This window comes from Sediminivirga luteola (assembly GCF_014639315.1).
GTDB classification, from domain to species: Bacteria; Actinomycetota; Actinomycetes; order Actinomycetales; family Brevibacteriaceae; genus Sediminivirga; species Sediminivirga luteola.
In genome coordinates this window covers 107,523-123,461 of sequence record NZ_BMFY01000014.1, presented here as the reverse complement: position 1 = coordinate 123,461, position 15,939 = coordinate 107,523, and the positions used below count along the sequence as shown (strand labels likewise).

Annotated in this window: 14 protein-coding genes; 6 read left to right on the top strand and 8 right to left on the bottom strand. The window is 70.7% G+C overall.

Going from position 1 to position 15,939, the window contains the following annotated elements; translation table 11 throughout:
- Positions 1-152: 152 nt before the first annotated feature.
- Entirely contained in the window at positions 153-1,715 is a 1,563-nt protein-coding gene (locus IEW13_RS14385; protein WP_188551610.1) for a PucR family transcriptional regulator, read from the bottom strand.
- A gap of 135 nt (positions 1,716-1,850) precedes the next feature.
- Between IEW13_RS14385 and IEW13_RS14380 the strand changes: the two genes are divergently transcribed.
- Positions 1,851-3,146, top strand: a complete 1,296-nt coding sequence (locus IEW13_RS14380) for an aspartate aminotransferase family protein (protein ID WP_188551609.1) — start codon at positions 1,851-1,853, stop codon at positions 3,144-3,146.
- 216 nt (positions 3,147-3,362) lie between these two features.
- On the opposite strand, the gene IEW13_RS14375 is transcribed toward IEW13_RS14380, so the two are convergent.
- Positions 3,363-4,064 (bottom strand): DUF3152 domain-containing protein, encoded by a 702-nt coding sequence (locus IEW13_RS14375; protein ID WP_188551608.1) that lies wholly within the window; start codon positions 4,062-4,064, stop codon positions 3,363-3,365.
- Positions 4,065-4,333: 269 nt separating this feature from the next.
- Here IEW13_RS14375 and IEW13_RS14370 point away from each other — a divergent pair, with 269 nt between their 5' ends.
- Complete coding sequence (locus IEW13_RS14370; RefSeq protein ID WP_188551607.1) at positions 4,334-5,467, top strand: PQQ-dependent sugar dehydrogenase; 1,134 nt, start codon at positions 4,334-4,336, stop codon at positions 5,465-5,467.
- Between the two features lie 78 nt (positions 5,468-5,545).
- The gene (locus IEW13_RS14365) at positions 5,546-6,475 is read left to right on the top strand and encodes an acetamidase/formamidase family protein (RefSeq protein WP_188551606.1); all 930 of its coding nucleotides are present in this window, start codon (positions 5,546-5,548) and stop codon (positions 6,473-6,475) included.
- Positions 6,476-6,731: 256 nt separating this feature from the next.
- Here IEW13_RS14365 and IEW13_RS14360 read toward each other — a convergent pair whose 3' ends face one another.
- Positions 6,732-9,083, bottom strand: a complete 2,352-nt coding sequence (locus tag IEW13_RS14360) for a hypothetical protein (RefSeq protein ID WP_188551605.1) — start codon at positions 9,081-9,083, stop codon at positions 6,732-6,734.
- A 328-nt stretch (positions 9,084-9,411) separates the two neighbouring features.
- On the opposite strand from IEW13_RS14360, the gene acs reads away from it, so the two are divergent.
- Positions 9,412-11,370 carry an acetate--CoA ligase gene (gene acs, locus IEW13_RS14355; protein WP_188551604.1) on the top strand — a complete coding sequence of 653 codons (1,959 nt, stop codon included), beginning with the start codon at positions 9,412-9,414 and terminating at the stop codon, positions 11,368-11,370.
- Positions 11,371-11,529: 159 nt separating this feature from the next.
- A complete protein-coding gene (locus IEW13_RS14350; protein WP_188551603.1) occupies positions 11,530-11,937 on the top strand; it encodes a phage holin family protein in 408 nt (135 codons plus the stop codon).
- 145 nt (positions 11,938-12,082) lie between these two features.
- On the opposite strand, the gene IEW13_RS14345 is transcribed toward IEW13_RS14350, so the two are convergent.
- Together IEW13_RS14345 and nth are read right to left on the bottom strand one after the other, a co-directional pair.
- Complete coding sequence (locus tag IEW13_RS14345) at positions 12,083-12,757, bottom strand: NUDIX hydrolase (RefSeq protein WP_188551602.1); 675 nt, start codon at positions 12,755-12,757, stop codon at positions 12,083-12,085.
- Positions 12,754-13,494 (bottom strand): endonuclease III, encoded by a 741-nt coding sequence (gene nth / locus IEW13_RS14340; protein ID WP_188551601.1) that lies wholly within the window; start codon positions 13,492-13,494, stop codon positions 12,754-12,756. Before nth ends, IEW13_RS14345 begins: the two co-directional genes overlap by 4 nt.
- A gap of 90 nt (positions 13,495-13,584) precedes the next feature.
- Between nth and IEW13_RS14335 the strand changes: the two genes are divergently transcribed.
- The gene (locus IEW13_RS14335) at positions 13,585-14,262 is read left to right on the top strand and encodes a Crp/Fnr family transcriptional regulator (RefSeq protein ID WP_188551600.1); all 678 of its coding nucleotides are present in this window, start codon (positions 13,585-13,587) and stop codon (positions 14,260-14,262) included.
- 109 nt (positions 14,263-14,371) lie between these two features.
- Here IEW13_RS14335 and IEW13_RS14330 read toward each other — a convergent pair whose 3' ends face one another.
- From IEW13_RS14330 to sp36, 3 genes are read right to left on the bottom strand one after another with little or no spacing between them, the layout of a single operon-like run.
- Positions 14,372-15,139, bottom strand: coding sequence for an MBL fold metallo-hydrolase (locus IEW13_RS14330; protein WP_188551599.1), 768 nt, complete (start codon positions 15,137-15,139; stop codon positions 14,372-14,374).
- 5 nt (positions 15,140-15,144) lie between these two features.
- Positions 15,145-15,639: a RidA family protein gene (locus IEW13_RS14325; RefSeq protein ID WP_188551598.1), complete on the bottom strand. Its 495-nt coding sequence runs from the start codon at positions 15,637-15,639 to the stop codon at positions 15,145-15,147.
- 37 nt (positions 15,640-15,676) lie between these two features.
- Positions 15,677-15,832: a Sp36 family protein gene (gene sp36, locus IEW13_RS14320; protein WP_188551597.1), complete on the bottom strand. Its 156-nt coding sequence runs from the start codon at positions 15,830-15,832 to the stop codon at positions 15,677-15,679.
- Between the last annotated feature and the right edge of the window lie 107 nt (positions 15,833-15,939).

The following is a 15,939-nucleotide window of genomic DNA, read 5'->3' as shown; positions in this document are numbered from 1 at the left end:
CTGGCCGGACCCGGCAGCCGACCCCGAGGGCATCAACCTCGGCTTCCCCGCCAACACCTAAACCACGCGCGTAACCTTCCGGGCGGTGCACACGGCCCCCTGAACGGCGCTCCGTCCCGCATCTGGCGGGACGGGGCGCCGTTCGCGTCCGGCTATTCCTCGTCCGCCGCCTGCAGTGCCGCCCACAGCTGGAAACGGCCCGCGATCGTGCCGAGATCCAGTTCCAGCAGCCTGCCGAGGGCGTCGATCCGGTTTCGCAGGCTGTGCCGGTGCAGCCCCAGCTCCGCGGCGGCGGCGTTCCAGGCGCACTCGTGTTTCAGCCACACGCGCGCCGTCTCCAGCAGTTCCGCCCCGTCCTTCCGCCCGGTCTCCCGCAGCGGGCTCAACAGCCTGCCGGCGAAAAGGCGGGCGTCCGCATCGGGAATCATCCCCAGCACACCGGCACGAGCGAACTCGTCGATGAATGCGCTCTCGCGGCCGTGTTGCGCGGCCCATTCGCGGGCGCGGCGGGCCTCGCGCAGCGCCTGGGCGCAGTGCTGCGCAGGCACGGGACCGGAGATTCCGGCGACCACCTCGTGCCGCCGGAGCAGGTCCAGCACCTGCGGAAGCTCGTCCGGGACGCAGACCACCACGACCTCCCCGTCCAGCACGGCGTGGAAGCGCCGCCGCGCGCTGGCCCCGGGCATCACGAGCCCTTCGAGCCCCCGGACCGGATGCCGCGGCCGGTGGGATTCTCCCTCCGGGGGCACAGCGGACAGCGCCGAGACCAGGTGCACGGTACCGCCGGGCAAGCTCCCCCAGACCGGTCGCGCCACCCGGGCCGCCGCTTCCGGGCTACCCTGGAGCAGCAGCTCGAGCACCGCCGAGCGCAGCGACCCGCGAGCGGCGTCCAGGCTCCGGTGATGATCCAGCGCCACGCTGGCGAAGCCGATCACGCTGCCCACCAGCTCATTGCTGGCGATGTCCAGGGGATCGCCGCGGCCGATCGCCAGCACCCCGCGCATGCTCCCCCGCCGGCCGATGGTCTGGAAGGTGACGGCCAGTTCCTCGTTCTCGATCCGCCACAGCCCTTGGACATCGCGGGCCAGCGACGCCTGGACCTCCCGCCGCAGCGCCGGCAGGGAGCGCGCGGGTGCGGAGCGCAGGTTCGGCAGGTGCACGGGCTCGCCGGCGGCGTCGAACAGCGCCACCCAGCTATCGAGTTGCCGCTCCAGCTCCCCCAGGATGGCCGGCAGCGAGTCCGGCCGCCGGGCGGCCCGGGCGATGGCGCGCTGCGCGGTGAGCAGCCACGACATCCGCGCGTTCTGCTCCGCGGCGTTCGCCTCGGCCACATGCTGGATGATCGCGATGAAGGGAATGCGCTCGGGGACCTCGAACAGCGGCAGCCGCATCCTCCGGCACGCCTGTCGGACCGCGTCCGGCAGGTGACCGTGCACCACCTGGGTGGCGAAGCCGAGCCCGCGGATGCCGCGGTCCACCAGGCGCTGGGCGTACTGCTCGTAGAACTCCGGCGCCGTCTGCTCCACCGGGAACTGGGTGCCGTCTGTCAGCAGCAGATGGCCGGCGTCGAGGAAGGGGGTCGGGTCCTCCAGATCGGAGCTGTGCACCCAGCTGATCGGCACGCTCAGAGCCTCATCCGGCAGTTCCCCGGCCGGTGTCGCCAGGCGGAGCCGGAATCTGCGCTCGGCCAGGAGCGCCTGCAATGTCACCGGCACGCGATGCTCCTCTCCGGCGCGCACGCCGCGTCGCTAGACACTCGTCCTCTGAGACGGACTCTACCCCGCCAGATGTCCAGTCGCGCGTGGGTACCCGAGGGGCGGAGAATGAGGGTGGAGAGAAAGGACTTCCATATGGCAGACAACGCCTCTGTATCCAAGCGCGACCGTTCCAGCGTCTTCCACTCCTGGTCCGCCCAGGGATCGCTCGACCCGCTTCCGCTGGCCGGCGGCGAGGGCACCCGGGTCTGGGACCACGACGGCAAGGAGTATCTGGACTTCTCCAGCATGCTCGTCAATGTGAACATCGGCCATCAGCACCCGGCCGTGGTCGAGGCCATCCAGAAGCAGGCCGCACAGCTGGCGACCGTCGCCCCGGCCCACGCGAGCGAGATCCGTGCCGAGGCCGCCGAGGCGATCCTGCGGCACACCCCGGAGAAGTTCGAGAAGGTCTTCTTCACCAACGGCGGCGCCGACGCCAATGAGAACGCCATCCGCATGGCCCGCCAGGTCACCGGCCGGGACAAGGTCATCTCCCGCTACCGCTCGTACCACGGCAACACGGGCGCCGCGATCGTCGCGACGGGCGACTGGCGGCGGGTCCCCAACGAGTACGCGACCGGGCACGTGCACGTGTTCGGTCCCTACCTCTACCGCAGCGAGTTCTGGGCCGAGACCCAGGAGCAGGAGTGCGAGCGCGCCCTGCACCATCTGCGCCGCGTCGTCGAGGTCGAAGGTCCCCAGTCGGTCGCCGCGATCCTGCTGGAGTCCATTCCCGGCACCGCCGGCATCCTGGTGCCGCCGCCGGGCTATCTGGCCGGGGTGCGGAAGATCGCCGACGAGTTCGGCATCGTGCTGATTCTCGACGAGGTCATGGCCGGGTTCGCCCGTGCCGGCGAATGGTTCGCCTTCCAGGGACAGGACGTGGTGCCGGACCTCATCACCTTCGCCAAGGGCGTCAACTCCGGTTACGTGCCGCTCGGCGGCGTGATCGTCTCCAGCGAGATCGCCCACGCCTTCGACGAGCGCGTGTTCCCCGGCGGGCTGACCTACTCCGGCCACCCGCTGGCGGCCGCCTCCGCCGTGGCGTCCATCGAGGCCTTCGAGCGCGAGGGCATCGTGGAGAACGCCAAGCGGATCGGTCAGGACGTCCTCGGACCGGGCCTGGCGAAACTGGCCGAGAAGCACGACGTGATCGGCGAGGTCCGCGGCACCGGCGTCTTCTGGGCGCTCGAGCTGGTCGAGGACCGCGCCACGAAGAAGCCGCTGGCCGCGTCCGGCATCGGAGCGCTGAAGAAGAAGCTCATCGCGGACGGCCTGCTGCCCTTCACCGCGGACAACCGCCTGCACGTCGTGCCGCCGGCCGTCGTGACCGATGAGGAGGCCACGCGTGGCCTGGAGCTGATCGACTCGGCGCTCGGCAGCCTCTGAGCCAGAACTGCCCGGCGGCCCGGCTGGAACTACTTGGCTGATCGCCTGATCATTGCCCGGCTACCAGGCTGACCATCGCCCGGCGGCCCGGCTGCCGGGGCCGAGCGAACGTGAACGCCGGCGGGGACATCTGACTCCCCGCCGGCGTTCGGCGTTGCGGGGCAGTGCTGAGTGCTCAGCGCCCACCCGAAGCAGTCAGCATGCCCGAACCCCGGCTCAGCCCGCGAACCTCTCGATGCCCAGGTTCGAGGAGAACTGCTCGTCCGGCAGCGGCCAGGGATTGGGCGCGCAGCCGTCCAGGCCCTTGGACTGCTGCATCATGACCGGGGCCGGCTCGCCTGGGCCGGCGCAGCCGCGGTGCCCGTGCCCCAGCCAGTGGCCGACCTCATGGTTGACGACCATGTGCCGGTAGTCGCGCAGGGAGCCGTCCGCCGCCTCCCAGGACCGTGTGGCGTTCAGCCAGCGGTCCTGGTTGATCACCACGTAGTCGCCCGAGCGGCAGCTGTAGAACGTGGTACAGGCCCCGCCGAAGGACGGCACCTGAGCGTCCGCGCTCAGGGCGAGGGTGAAATCGCCGCCGGAGTCCACCTCTTCGAATAGCAGGCCGAGCGTCCGCCAGCCGTAATGGGTGGCAAGGGTCTGCGCGGCCTGTGCCCTGAACTCATCGACGTCCGCGGTGATCTCCCCTCGCGTGATCACCTCGTAGGTGACGGTCTGCCGGTAGGCGTGGCCCAAGGCCGCCTCGATGGGTTCCGTTTCTACCTCGGCGGGCGTCTGCGTGGCCGCTGTCCGCGCGGTGGCGGCCTCCGAGGTCTCCGGAAGGGCGGACGCCGATGCGGGGGCGAGCACGATCATGCAGGCAAGAGCGGCCGCCCGGCAGGCACGCAGTACGGAAGCCCGTGTCACAGGTCTGGTCACGTACCTATTTTCCAGTCTCTGACGGGAGCCGCACGACGGTCCTCGCCGACCGGAGCTCCCGGGCACATCCAGCCGTCCTAAGGTCTCCGGGCGTGCCGGATTCCCCGGCGTACCCCGCCACTCATCCCGGCAGGACGCGCGACATGCCTACGGGGTCTCGCGCCCTCCCCTGCTCCCCTGCTCCTCTGCTCCCGTGTTCCTGTGCTCCCGTGCTCCCCTGACCAGCCCCACCCTGGCCTTGCCGCGCTGAACGCGAGAGCATGGAAGACATGCGCCGCACAGCAGTCCGCACCGCCGTCCCGGTAGTAGCCGTCTCGCTCGGGCTGGCCGCGTGCACGCCGGGCGAGGGAGAGACACCGGACGAGGGCGCTACCGTGGCCACCACGCAGCCCGCGGCGGAAACTCCGGAGAGCGCCATCCCGGAGGAACCCGTCGTCCTGGCCACCGGCCTGGACGTGCCGTGGTCACTGCAGCGTCTGGACGAGGACCGCACGCTCGTCTCGCTGCGAGACGAGGCACGCATCGTCATGCTCGACGCGGAGGGCCAGCAGCACGAGGTAGCCGAGGTTCCCGACGCGGTCCCCGGCGGTGAGGGAGGCCTGCTCGGGCTGGCCGCCGATGCGGAGCACAGCACCCTCGTCGCCTATCTCACCGCCGCGGAGGATAACCGCGTCCTCGTCTTCCCCATGGACGCGCACGGCAGCGGGGCCCCGCGGCTCGGCGAACCGGAGACGATCGTCGAGGGCATCCCGAAGTCCACTACCCACAACGGCGGACGGATCGCGTTCGGACCCGATGGCCTGCTCTACATCGGCACGGGAGACGCCGGCACGCCCGAGGCCAGCCAGGACCCGGAGTCGCTGGCCGGGAAGATCCTGCGGGTGAATCCGGACGGCTCAGCGCCGGAGGACAACCCCTTCCCGGATTCGCCGGTGTACAGCCTGGGGCACCGTAATGTGCAGGGCCTGGACTGGGACGCCGAGGACCGGCTCTGGGCTTCGGAGTTCGGCGCCGCCACCTGGGACGAGCTCAACCTCATCGAACCCGGCGGCAACTACGGCTGGCCACAGACCGAAGGGGCTGGCGGCGGCACGGAGTTCATCGACCCCGTGCACCAATGGGCCACCGCGGAGGCCAGCCCCAGCGGCATCGCCGTCGTCGGCGACCGGGTGCTGGTGGCCTCGCTGCGCGGGGAACGGCTGTGGTCCGTGCCCGTGGACGCGGATGCGGAGACCTCCGAGGGCGAGGACGGCGCCGAGGCGCTCATCACCGGGGAGTACGGCCGCATCCGGGACGTGGTGGCGGGGCCGGAGGGCTCGGCGTGGCTGCTGACCGGCAATACCGACGGCCGGGGCGATCCCGGCGCCGATGACGACCGCCTGATCCAGCTGCCCCTCGGCTGAGCGAGTCACCCGAGGGGCGGCGTGGAACGTAAGACGACCTGAACCGCCGAAGACGACGATACGAGGAGGGACCGGGACATGACCGTGGACCATCTGCTCGGCAAGGAGCTGGGGAAGGGCGCGTTCCGCGCCGACGAGGAGCCGGTGCTGCGGATAGCGCCCGGGACCGGTGAACGCATCGGGTTCCAGACCTCGGACGCCTGGTACGCGCAGCTGCACGAGCTGCAGGCGCTCGACCGGGTCACCGAGCAGGTGAACCCGGTGACCGGCCCGGTGTACGTCGAGGGCGCCGAGCCCGGCGATACCCTCACCGTCACGGTGCACGACATCGTGCTCGGCGAGCACGGCTGGTCGGTGTACTTACCCGCGGTCGGTGCGCTGCAGCGCAGGATGGGCGGGGAGCCGATGACCCGGCGAGTGCCGCTGGAGGACGGATTCGCGCAGCTCACCGAGACCATCAGCGTCCCGGTGGCGCCGATGATCGGCTGCATCGGCACGGCGCCGGCGGAAGGCAGCGCCTCCACGGTGATGCCCAGCTATGCCGGCGGCGGGAACATGGACCTGACCGACTGCGCCCCGGGAACGACGGTGCATCTCCCCATCGAGGTGGACGGTGCGCTCCTGTCCCTCGGCGACATTCACGCGGTGATGGCCCGCGGTGAGTCCTCCTTCGTGGCGATCGAGGCGGCCGGGACCGCCGTCGTCACGATCGATCTCCTCAAGGCACGCCCGTTGCGCGCGCCGCGCCTGGAGACCAGCGGAGAATGGCTCTTCGTGGGACTGGGCGACCCGGTGCAGGAGTCCATCGCCCGGGGTTATGAGGACATGTTCGACTTCCTGGTGAAGGACCACGGCTGGTCCCCCGCGGACGCCTACGTCGTGATGAGCGCGGCGGCGCACTCCGAACTCGGCGGCCCCACCGGTTCCGAGCAGCCCGACCCGCTGCACCCGATGCGCCCGGTCGGCGCCGTCACAGTGCACCGGCTGCCCAAGTCCGTGCTGGCCTGAGCGTAGGACCTCGCCCCGTCCCTCCTGTCCTCAACGGACAACCCGCCCAGATCTGGACTGGCCCGAGCGCACGATGCCGAAGCGTAGAGCGGCGGACCACAAGACACCAAACGCCCGATGCGGTCCTGATCCGTTTCCGCGCGGCGCCGCCGTTCTGTGCCACCTCAACCGGCCGGACCGCCCTCAAGGGGCCCGGCGACACACGAGCGGCGCCGCACCTGCCGGCTCAACGGCCGGCACCGTCAGTCCACAACTGTCAGCCTCGCTGGATACCGGAGACGTCCCGCAGCTCGGCAACCTGCCCCGTCTCACTGCGCACCGTGAACCGGTCGCCGTGATCCTGCAGCGCCAGGAACCAGGCGCCGGGCTGGATCACATAGAGCTGCTCGCCGGTGTGCGGATCGAATGCCGGCCGTGGCTCGGGCACCGCGAACCAGAACGCCTGCTGCACCGGAGCCTGTGCCTCCTGCTGGACCGGCTCGGGTTCCGCCTGCGCCGGCACCGCCTGCTGATCGGGTGCCGTCTCCTGCGCCGAGACCTCCCGGCGGGCCTCCTCTGACAGCTGGAACGGTGAGAACACCTGAGTGGGCTCGTGGGACTCAGGCTCAGCGCCGCGCCCCTGGTCCGCAGCCAGATCGGAGGTGGCGTAGGTGATCGGCTCGCCCTCCTGGCCCACCGCCGGGCTCTGAGCGGTCTCCGCGGGACCGCCGGTCTCGTCCTGGCGCGTCCCCGCCTCCTGCCCACTGGCCTCCTGGTCCGGCGCGAGCCACGGGCTGACCTGCTCCGACTGGCTCTCCTGACCCTCAGACGCGGGCTGCGACTCCTGATCCGCAGGGAAGCTCTGAGCCACGCCCTGCTCCGCGCTCTCGTCCTGCGATGCCACCTCGGCAGGGGCCGCATCGGCTCCCGCCGGGGCAACCGCGGCATCCTGCTCGATGCCGGTCTGCGGCGCCGCGTACTCATCGGGCACCGGGGCGGCCCACGGGCTGGCCTGGGCCTGCACGGTCTCGGCGGCTTCCGGCGATCCCGCGTCGGCAGTCTCCACGTGCGCCTCGACCGGACCTTCGGCGGGCTCGGGCTCGGTACCTCCCGCCGAGGCGACCTCGTCCGCCGACGCCTGTTCACCGGCACCGGCATACTGCCCGGAACCGGCCCAGCCGGTCCCCTGCTGCGACGCGGTCCACGGCGCGGCGGTCGCTGTCTGCTCGTCCTCTCCGCCGGCAGGCTCGGACGGCTGCCCGAAAGCCGTCGAGGTTCCGGCCTGCTGGCCACCCGCCGCTTCGATAGCGGCGTCCTCGTCAGCGGCGGACGCGGCCTGCGCCTCCTCGGCGGAGTGCTGAGTGGCTGCGGCATCGTGCCCGTACTGCGGCGCGTCATACCCGGCGGACGGACCCGAACCGTACGGCTGCGCGGTATCCGCCTCATACTGCTGGGCCGGCTCCTGCGCGTACTGCTGGGCCGGCTCCTGTCCGTACTGCGGGGAGTACGGCTCAGGCTGAGAGCCGGACTGGGCCGGCTGAGAGCCCGCTGGCTCACCGTAGGGGGCGCCCGGCTGCGAACCGAACTGCTGACCGTAAGGCTGCGAACCGTACGACTGCGGCCCGGCGTGATCAGCCTGCGGCTGCGAGGCCGCGTAGCCGCTCTGGGGCTGCGACCCGGCCGCGTAGGACTGGGAACCGTACGGCTGGGAGCCGAACGCAGCCGGACCGCTGCCGAAGCCCTGGTGCTGGCCCGGGCCGGAGCTGCCGGGCACACCCTGCACGGGGGCGGCCGGTGCGGGCGAGCGCTTCACCACGACCGCGGGACGCGCCTTGGGGTGGGCGTCGACGCCCGGTCGTGCCTCGAGCTCCGCGGAGAAGAACGGGATCATCGTCAGGGTCGCGGCGAAGACCGCCAGCAGACCCGCCAGGAACAGGAAGACCATCCCCACGTGCCAGTACTGGGCCGAGGTGATCAGGAAGATGAAGGACACGGCGAACGACACCAGCGCCAGCGCGGAGGCGGTCTGGTCCACGCTGAACGAGCCGATCCGCTTGATTCCGGCCGTCTTGCCCAGGATCGTCAGCACTGCAGTCGCCAGCAGCGGCACCACGCCCAGGAACAGCACCGTCATCGTGCTGGAGCCCCAGCCCCAGATCCAGGTGTTGCCGAGGTAGTCGAAGCGCATGATCGGGCTCACCAGGGGCACGATCGCCAGCAGACCGGCCACCATGAGCAGCAGTTCGCGCACGGTGAACGGTCCCAGGACGCCTTCACCGGGCTTACGCGGCTGCTTCTGCTGCGGCGGGTGGCCGAGCTGACCCGGCTGACCGGGCCCGGGCTGACCTGGCTGACCCGGCTGAGCCGGACCGCCGAAGCCCCCGGGATAGCCGCCCGGAGCGGCCCCCTGCTGACCGTGCTGATCCTGCTGGCCGTACTGGCCGGCCTGCGGCCCGGGACCGCCGAACTGCCCCTGCTGCCCGAACTGCCCCTGCTGCCCGAACTGGCCGGGCTGGGAGCCGGGGCCGGCTGGCTGGCCGGAAGCGTGACCGGGAGGATACGGCGCGGAGCCGTACGGCTGGGGATTCTGACCCTGATACGGGCCGTCAGGCTGGTACGGGGAGCTCATGATCCGCCCTTCATCGTCCTGGGATGCCGGTACGCGCCACCCTACCGGCGGCGCTCCTCCCCTCACACTAGCAACGGCACCTGCATCTCCGGGCGGCGAACTGTGCCGGGACCGTCACAGCACGGCGTTCTCCCATCACGTCCGCCTCACCAGCCCGAGGCCCCGGTGTGAGGCACCGAAGGCGTGCCCGGCCCGGAGCCACGCGCCGGACGTTGCGACGCTATGACGGTGAATGGTGAAATCTGCGGATCACGCACTAAAGTCGGGCTTGTGCCACATGTCACATGACATCACACGTCAACGACGACAGGGTCAGAAGGAGAACATCATGGCAGAGGACAGCAAGGGCGTGAGCAACCTCCTCCACGAGAATCGCACCTTCCCCCCGCCGGAGGACTTCGCCCGCGAAGCCGTCGCCGGCGCGGACCTCTACGAGCGGGCCCAGCAGGACCGGCTCGCGTTCTGGGCCGAGCAGGCCCGTGAGCTCATCAGCTGGGAACGGGACTTCGAGCAGACCCTGGACTGGAGCGAGGCGCCCTTCGCCAAGTGGTTCGTCGGCGGCACCCTGAACGTGGCGTACAACTGCGTGGACCGGCATGTGGAGGCCGGCAACGGAGAGCGCGTCGCCATCCACTTCGAGGGTGAGCCCGGCGACACCCGTACGCTGACCTATGCGCAGCTCAAGGACGAGGTCAGCAAGGCCGCCAACGCCCTGGCCTCGCTGGGCGTCGCAGCCGGGGACCGGGTCGCCATCTACCTGCCGATGATCCCCGAGGCCGTGATCTCCATGCTCGCCTGCGCCCGGCTCGGCGCCACCCACAGCGTCGTCTTCGGGGGATTCTCCGCCGATGCGCTGCACAGCAGGATCGTCGATGCTGAGGCCAAGGTGGTCATCACCGCCGACGGCGGCTACCGCCGCGGCAAGCCCTCGGCGCTCAAGCCCGCCGTCGACGCCGCGCTGGCGAAGTCCGAGACCACCGTGGAGAAGGTCCTCGTGGTCCAGCGGACCGGGCAGGACACCGAGTTCGACGAGTCCCGGGACCTGTGGTGGCACGAGGTGGTCGACCCGGCCTCCCCCGAGCACACCCCGCAGGGCTTCGACTCCGAGCACCCGCTGTTCATCCTCTACACCTCCGGCACGACCGGGAAGCCGAAAGGCATCCTGCACACCACCGGCGGCTACCTGACCCAGGCGGCGTTCACCCACAAGAACGTCTTCGATCTGAAGCCGGAGAAGGACGTCTACTGGTGCACCGCCGACATCGGCTGGATCACCGGGCACTCGTACCTGACGTACGCACCGCTGGCGAACGGTGCCACCCAGGTGGTGTACGAGGGCACTCCCGACACCCCGCATCGCGGCCGCTGGTGGGAGATCGTGGAGAAGTACAAGGTCACCATCCTGTACACCGCGCCCACCGCGATCCGCGCCGCCATGAAATGGGGCGACGACATCCCGGAGAAGTACGACCTGTCCTCGCTGCGGGTGCTCGGCTCGGTGGGCGAGCCGATCAACCCCGAGGCGTGGATGTGGTACCGCCGCGTGATCGGCGGGGACAAGGCACCCATCGTGGACACCTGGTGGCAGACCGAGACCGGCGCGCTGATGATCTCCCCGCTGCCGGGCGTGACCGCCACCAAGCCCGGCTCCGCCCAGCGCGCCCTGCCGGGCATCGTGGTGGACGTCGTCGATGACGCCGGCCAGCCGCTGGAGAACAACGTCGGCGGTTTCCTCGTGGTCAAGGAGCCGTGGCCGTCGATGCTGCGCGGCATCTGGGGGGATCCGCAGCGGTTCAAGGACACCTACTGGTCGACGTTCGAGGGGATGTACTTCGCCGGCGACGGCGCCCGCCGCGACGACGACGGCGACATCTGGTTCCTGGGCCGGGTGGACGATGTCATGAACGTGTCCGGGCACCGGCTCTCCACCACGGAGATCGAGTCCGCCCTGGTCTCCCATCCGGCGGTCGCCGAGGCCGCAGTGGTCGGCGCTGCGGATGAGACCACCGGCCAGGCCGTCGTGGCGTTCGTGATCCTGCGCTCCTCCCATGCCGAGGACGAGGGCATCACCGAGGCGCTGCGGCAGCACGTCGGCCAGGAGATCGGGCCCATCGCCAAGCCGAAGCGCGTCCTGGTCGTCTCCGAGCTGCCCAAGACCCGCTCGGGCAAGATCATGCGCCGCCTGCTGCGCGACGTCGCCGAGAACCGCGAGGTCGGCGACGCCACCACGCTGGCGGACTCCTCCGTGATGGACCTGATCCAGGAGAACCTGAAGAAGGGCAGCTGAGTCCATCTGGCCGCACCCGCCCCCTTCGCCGCGGGGCGGGTGCGGTGCCCGTTAGGATGAGGCTAAGCGCCTCTCCCGGCGGTTCCGGCCCCTCCGGGGACGGAGCCGGCGAGGGGCGGGACCGATCCGTAGGCGTCAAGAGCTCAAGAGGAGACCCCCATGGCCGAGCGCTCGATCTCACAGCTGATCAAGGACATCGGCTCCGACACCCGGGCGCTGGCGAACGAGAGCAAGGCGCTCGCCAAAGCCGAGGTGTCCGAGGGCGCCAAGAAACTCGGCATCGGCGCCGGCCTGGCGATCGGCGGACTCGTGTTCCTGTACTTCGGCGCCTTCGCGGCGCTGTTCGCGGTGGTCGCCGCGCTGCACGAGGGGGCCGGCTGGCCGTGGTGGCTGAGCTTCCTGGTGGTGTTCGCCGCCCTGGCGATCGTCGCCGTGGTCCTCGTGGTGAGCGCCGTGCCGATCCTGAAGTCCGCCAACCCGACGCCCAAGACGGCGATCGCCGAGGCGAAGGGCGCCGTCGCGTCGTTCCGCCGCGCGCTGAAGAACCCCGGCGGACCTCGGCGCTGAGGCGGTCCAGCCCCCGCCGTCCACCGCATCGCGGACGCGTCCGGAAGCGCCGCGGCGGCAGGACCGCGGTAGGCGAAGACAAGTGCGAGAAGACGCCCCCGTTCCCGGCTGAAGGGAACAGGGGCGTTCTTCTTTTGCGGCCTTCTTACGGCGGCGGGATCGCGATGCGGCGGCCGGTGTCCCAGTCCGTCGTCCAGCCCAGCCGGTCGAGCACGTAGTCCAGCACGATGGCGGTGAATCCCCACACCTGGAACACTCCCGGATCGAAGGCGGTGGTGACGACTCCGCGCGGGTGCCGGTAGCGGCCCCTGTTCTCCGGGGCGGTCAGATCCGCCACCGGGATGCGGGCCACGCGGGCCGTCTCCCCCGCGTCGACGGCCCGTACCGGGCTCTCCTGGCGCCACCACGCCACCACGGGTGTGACGTCGAAGCCGGAAACCGGGACGTGCGCCGGGGCGAGAGCGCCGACGACCTCCACACCGGCCGGGTCGAGCCCGGTCTCCTCCTGGGCCTCCCGCAGTGCCGCGGCCACGATATCGGCGTCGCCGGGCTCCAGCCCGCCGCCGGGGAAGGCGACCTGCCCGGCATGGTGCCGCAGCGCGGTGGAGCGCTGCAGCAGCAGGATGTCCAGATCGCCGGCGCCGAGCGGTTCCAGCCGTGCGCGCTCCTGAAGGCCCGCCGGGGTGCGCGGCGCCGTCCCGCGGCCGAAGAGCAGCAGCACTCCCGCCTCCCGTGCCCCGCCGCCGGCCGGCCGGTGGCTCAGCCAGCTCTCCTGGCCGCGGGCCTCCACCAGGCGCCGCAGGCCCTCCGGTGCACTCATTCCACCGGTGCCATCTCATAGCGCAGCAGCCGCGCGGCCTTGACCGGATCGGGCTCCCCGGTGCCGAAGGACGGGCACAGCTGCGCCACGGGACAGGCGCCGCAGGCGGGCCGGCGGGCATGGCAGATGCGCCGGCCGTGGAAGATCAGGCGGTGCGAGAGCATGGTCCAGTCCTTAGCGGGGAACAGCTCGCCGATGGCCTGCTCCACCTTCACCGGGTCCTCCTCACGGGTCCAGCCGAAGCGCCGCACCAGCCGCCCGAAGTGGGTGTCCACCGTGAGCCCCGGGACGTCGAAGGCGTTGCCGAGGACGACGTGAGCCGTCTTCCGGCCGACGCCGGGCAACCGCACGAGCGCCTCCAGCTGGGGCGGCACCTCGCCCGCGTGCTGGTCCACGAGCACCTGGGCGAGGCCGATGATGTTGGCCGCCTTGGCCCGGTAGAAGCCGGTGGGACGGACGATCTCCTCGACCCGCGCCGGATCCGCGGCAGCCAGATCCGCCGGTTCGGGGTAGGCCGCGAACAGGGCGGGAGTGATCGAGTTGACCCGGACATCCGTGGTCTGGGCGGAAAGCACGGTGGCGATGAGCAGCTGGAATGGCGTTTCGTAGTCGAGCTCACACCGCGCATGCGGATAGACTTCAGTGAGGATCCGGTGGATCTTCCGCGCCCGCCGGGTGCGCCCCAGCGGCGTCTCTGTGGCGAATCTCCTGGCACTCTTCTCAAGCACTGTGGGCACGACTCAAGCGTATCCGTACACCGTGCGCATGGTGAAGGCGCCGATGACGCGGTAGATTACCGTAGTTGAGCTTTATTAACGGGAGGTTTCGTGGATATCGAGAGCGTGAAGAACGCCACGTTGTTCGCCGGCATCGACGATGAGGCGATCAAAGCGCTGGTGGACCTGATGACCCCGCTGACTCTGCGCCGTGGGACTGAACTCTTCCACGAGGGCGACAGCGGCGACGAGCTGTACCTGGTGCTCTCCGGCAAGGTGAAGCTCGGGCGCACCGCGCCGGATGGCCGCGAGAACCTCCTGTCCGTGCTGGGCCCGGGCGAGATGTTCGGCGAGCTCATGCTGTTCGACCCGGGTGTGCGCTCCGCGACCGCCACGGCCGTCTCCGAGACCGAGCTGCTGACGCTCAAGCACCCCAACCTGGTCACCTGGCTGGGGGATCATCCTCATGCCTCCCTGAACCTGCTCAAGGCACTCGCGCAGCGCCTGCGCAAGACCAACGACACGGTGGGCGACCTGGTCTTCTCCGATGTGCCCGGCCGCGTGGCCAAGGCGCTTATGGACCTGGCCGACCGGTTCGGCCGGCCCGCCGCCGATGGTGTTCTCGTCGCCCACGAGCTGACCCAGGAGGAACTGGCCCAGCTGGTGGGCGCCTCCCGCGAGACCGTGAACAAGGCGCTGGCAGATTTCGCCGCGCGCGGCTGGCTGCGCCTGGAGGCGCGCGCCGTCGTCCTGCTCGACCTGGACCGGATGGCCGCCCGGGCCCGGTAGAGGACAGTAGAGGCCCAGCAGAAGCCCAGCAGCTGAAGCAGCAGACGACGGCGCCCGGCGGAGATCTCCCCGCCGGGTGTCGTCGTTTTTCTGTGTGCTGTGCGCTCGTTCAGCCCTGCTGCCGCAGGTACTCCAGCTGGGCGCGGACGCTCTGCACGGCCGCCGGCACGAGGTCCTCGCCCAGCCCGGCGTACACCTGCCGGACGATGTCCTCGGCGTTTTCCGCGCCGGCGTCGAGCGCGGCACGGACCTGGTCGAGGCGTTCCAGCCGGTGGCTGCGGTAGTGGTGCAGCACCTCCAGCGGCGCGTCGATCCACGGGCCGTGCCCCGGCGCGATGGCGGTGAACCTGCCGGAGTCGGCCAGGCCGATCAGCCGGTCCAGGCTCGCGAGGTACCCGGCCAGCGTGCCCTCGGGATAGGTCACGACCGTGGTACCGCGGCCGAGGATCGTGTCACCGGCGAACAGCACATCGCGCCACAGCAGGCACAAGGAGTCCCGGGTGTGGCCGGGGGTCAGCTCGAAGACGACCTGGTCACCCGGCCCGGGGCCGAATACCAGTTCCTGCCCCTGGCCGGGGGCCGGCGCGTAACGCTGGAAGGACTCGTCGGCGGCGTAGACCGGCACACCGGGAGCCCAGTCGTCGGCGGTCTGGAGCAGCTCGGAGTGATCCGCGTGATGGTGGGTGAGCACGATGCCCTCGATGCGCGCCCCGCCGGTGGCTTGCAGGAAGGCCTGCCGGTGGTCCTCCAGCGCCGGTCCTGGGTCGATCAGCAGCGCGGTGGAGGCGTCATCGGCCAGGAGCACATAGGTGTTGGTGCCCTCCAGTGTCATCGGGCCCGGATTGGCGGCGCGTACGAGGCGCAGCGGACGTGACATGGCGATCAGCCGCGCAGCAGCACCTGGAGCTCGATCTCCACGGGTGCGTTCAGCGGCAGCGCCGCGACGCCCACGGCCGAGCGGGAGTGCCGGCCGGCCTCGCCGAAGAGTTCGCCGAGCAGCTCGGAGGCGCCGTTGACCACCTTGGGCTGGTCGTAGAAGTCGACCGCGCTGGAGACGAAGCCGGTGACCTTGACGACCTGGGCGATGTCATCGAGCGAACCGGTGACGGACTTCACCGCGGCCAGCGCACCCAGAATGCACTGGCGCGCCAGCTCGTATCCCTGCTCGAGGCTGACCTCGGCACCCAGGCGGCCGGTGGCCGGCAGCGCGCCGTCCACGAGCGGGAGCTGCCCGGAGGTCTGCACGACGTTCCCGGTGCGCAGCGCCGGGATGTAGGCACCGGCCGGGGTGGCCACCTCCGGGAGGCTCAGGCCCAGGTCCGCGAGCCGCTTGTCCACACCGAGATCGCTGATGCGGGTCTCTGCTTCCACTGCCATCACTCCTGTGTTCTCGTCGATGAGACGGAGGTTTCCGTCAGTCCTTGGGGCGCTTCATGTACGCCACGAGGCCGTTGCCGTCGGGCCCTGGCACCACCTGCACCAGCTCGTAGCCCTCTTCACCCCACTGGTCGAGGATCTGCTTGGTGGCGTGCACGATCAGCGGCACGGTGACGTATTCCCACGTGGTCATCCCGGCGGTCCTTTCCGTAAAGCGGGGTTGCCCGGGACGGAATCGCACCGGCATCGTCCGCTCGGCGAGCGTCCGTCCCACGCCCAGCTTAACGGCCGGTGCCGCCC

Coding starts and splice junctions, on each gene's coding strand:
- acs (WP_188551604.1), top strand. CDS start 9,412: ATGGCAGAGGACAGCAAGGGCGTGAGCAACCTCCTCCACGAGAATCGC.
- IEW13_RS14380 (WP_188551609.1), top strand. CDS start 1,851: ATGGCAGACAACGCCTCTGTATCCAAGCGCGACCGTTCCAGCGTCTTC.
- sp36 (WP_188551597.1), bottom strand. CDS start 15,832: ATGACCACGTGGGAATACGTCACCGTGCCGCTGATCGTGCACGCCACC.
- IEW13_RS14365 (WP_188551606.1), top strand. CDS start 5,546: ATGACCGTGGACCATCTGCTCGGCAAGGAGCTGGGGAAGGGCGCGTTC.
- IEW13_RS14350 (WP_188551603.1), top strand. CDS start 11,530: ATGGCCGAGCGCTCGATCTCACAGCTGATCAAGGACATCGGCTCCGAC.
- IEW13_RS14330 (WP_188551599.1), bottom strand. CDS start 15,139: ATGTCACGTCCGCTGCGCCTCGTACGCGCCGCCAATCCGGGCCCGATG.
- IEW13_RS14325 (WP_188551598.1), bottom strand. CDS start 15,639: ATGGCAGTGGAAGCAGAGACCCGCATCAGCGATCTCGGTGTGGACAAG.
- IEW13_RS14360 (WP_188551605.1), bottom strand. CDS start 9,083: ATGAGCTCCCCGTACCAGCCTGACGGCCCGTATCAGGGTCAGAATCCC.
- IEW13_RS14370 (WP_188551607.1), top strand. CDS start 4,334: ATGCGCCGCACAGCAGTCCGCACCGCCGTCCCGGTAGTAGCCGTCTCG.
- IEW13_RS14345 (WP_188551602.1), bottom strand. CDS start 12,757: ATGAGTGCACCGGAGGGCCTGCGGCGCCTGGTGGAGGCCCGCGGCCAG.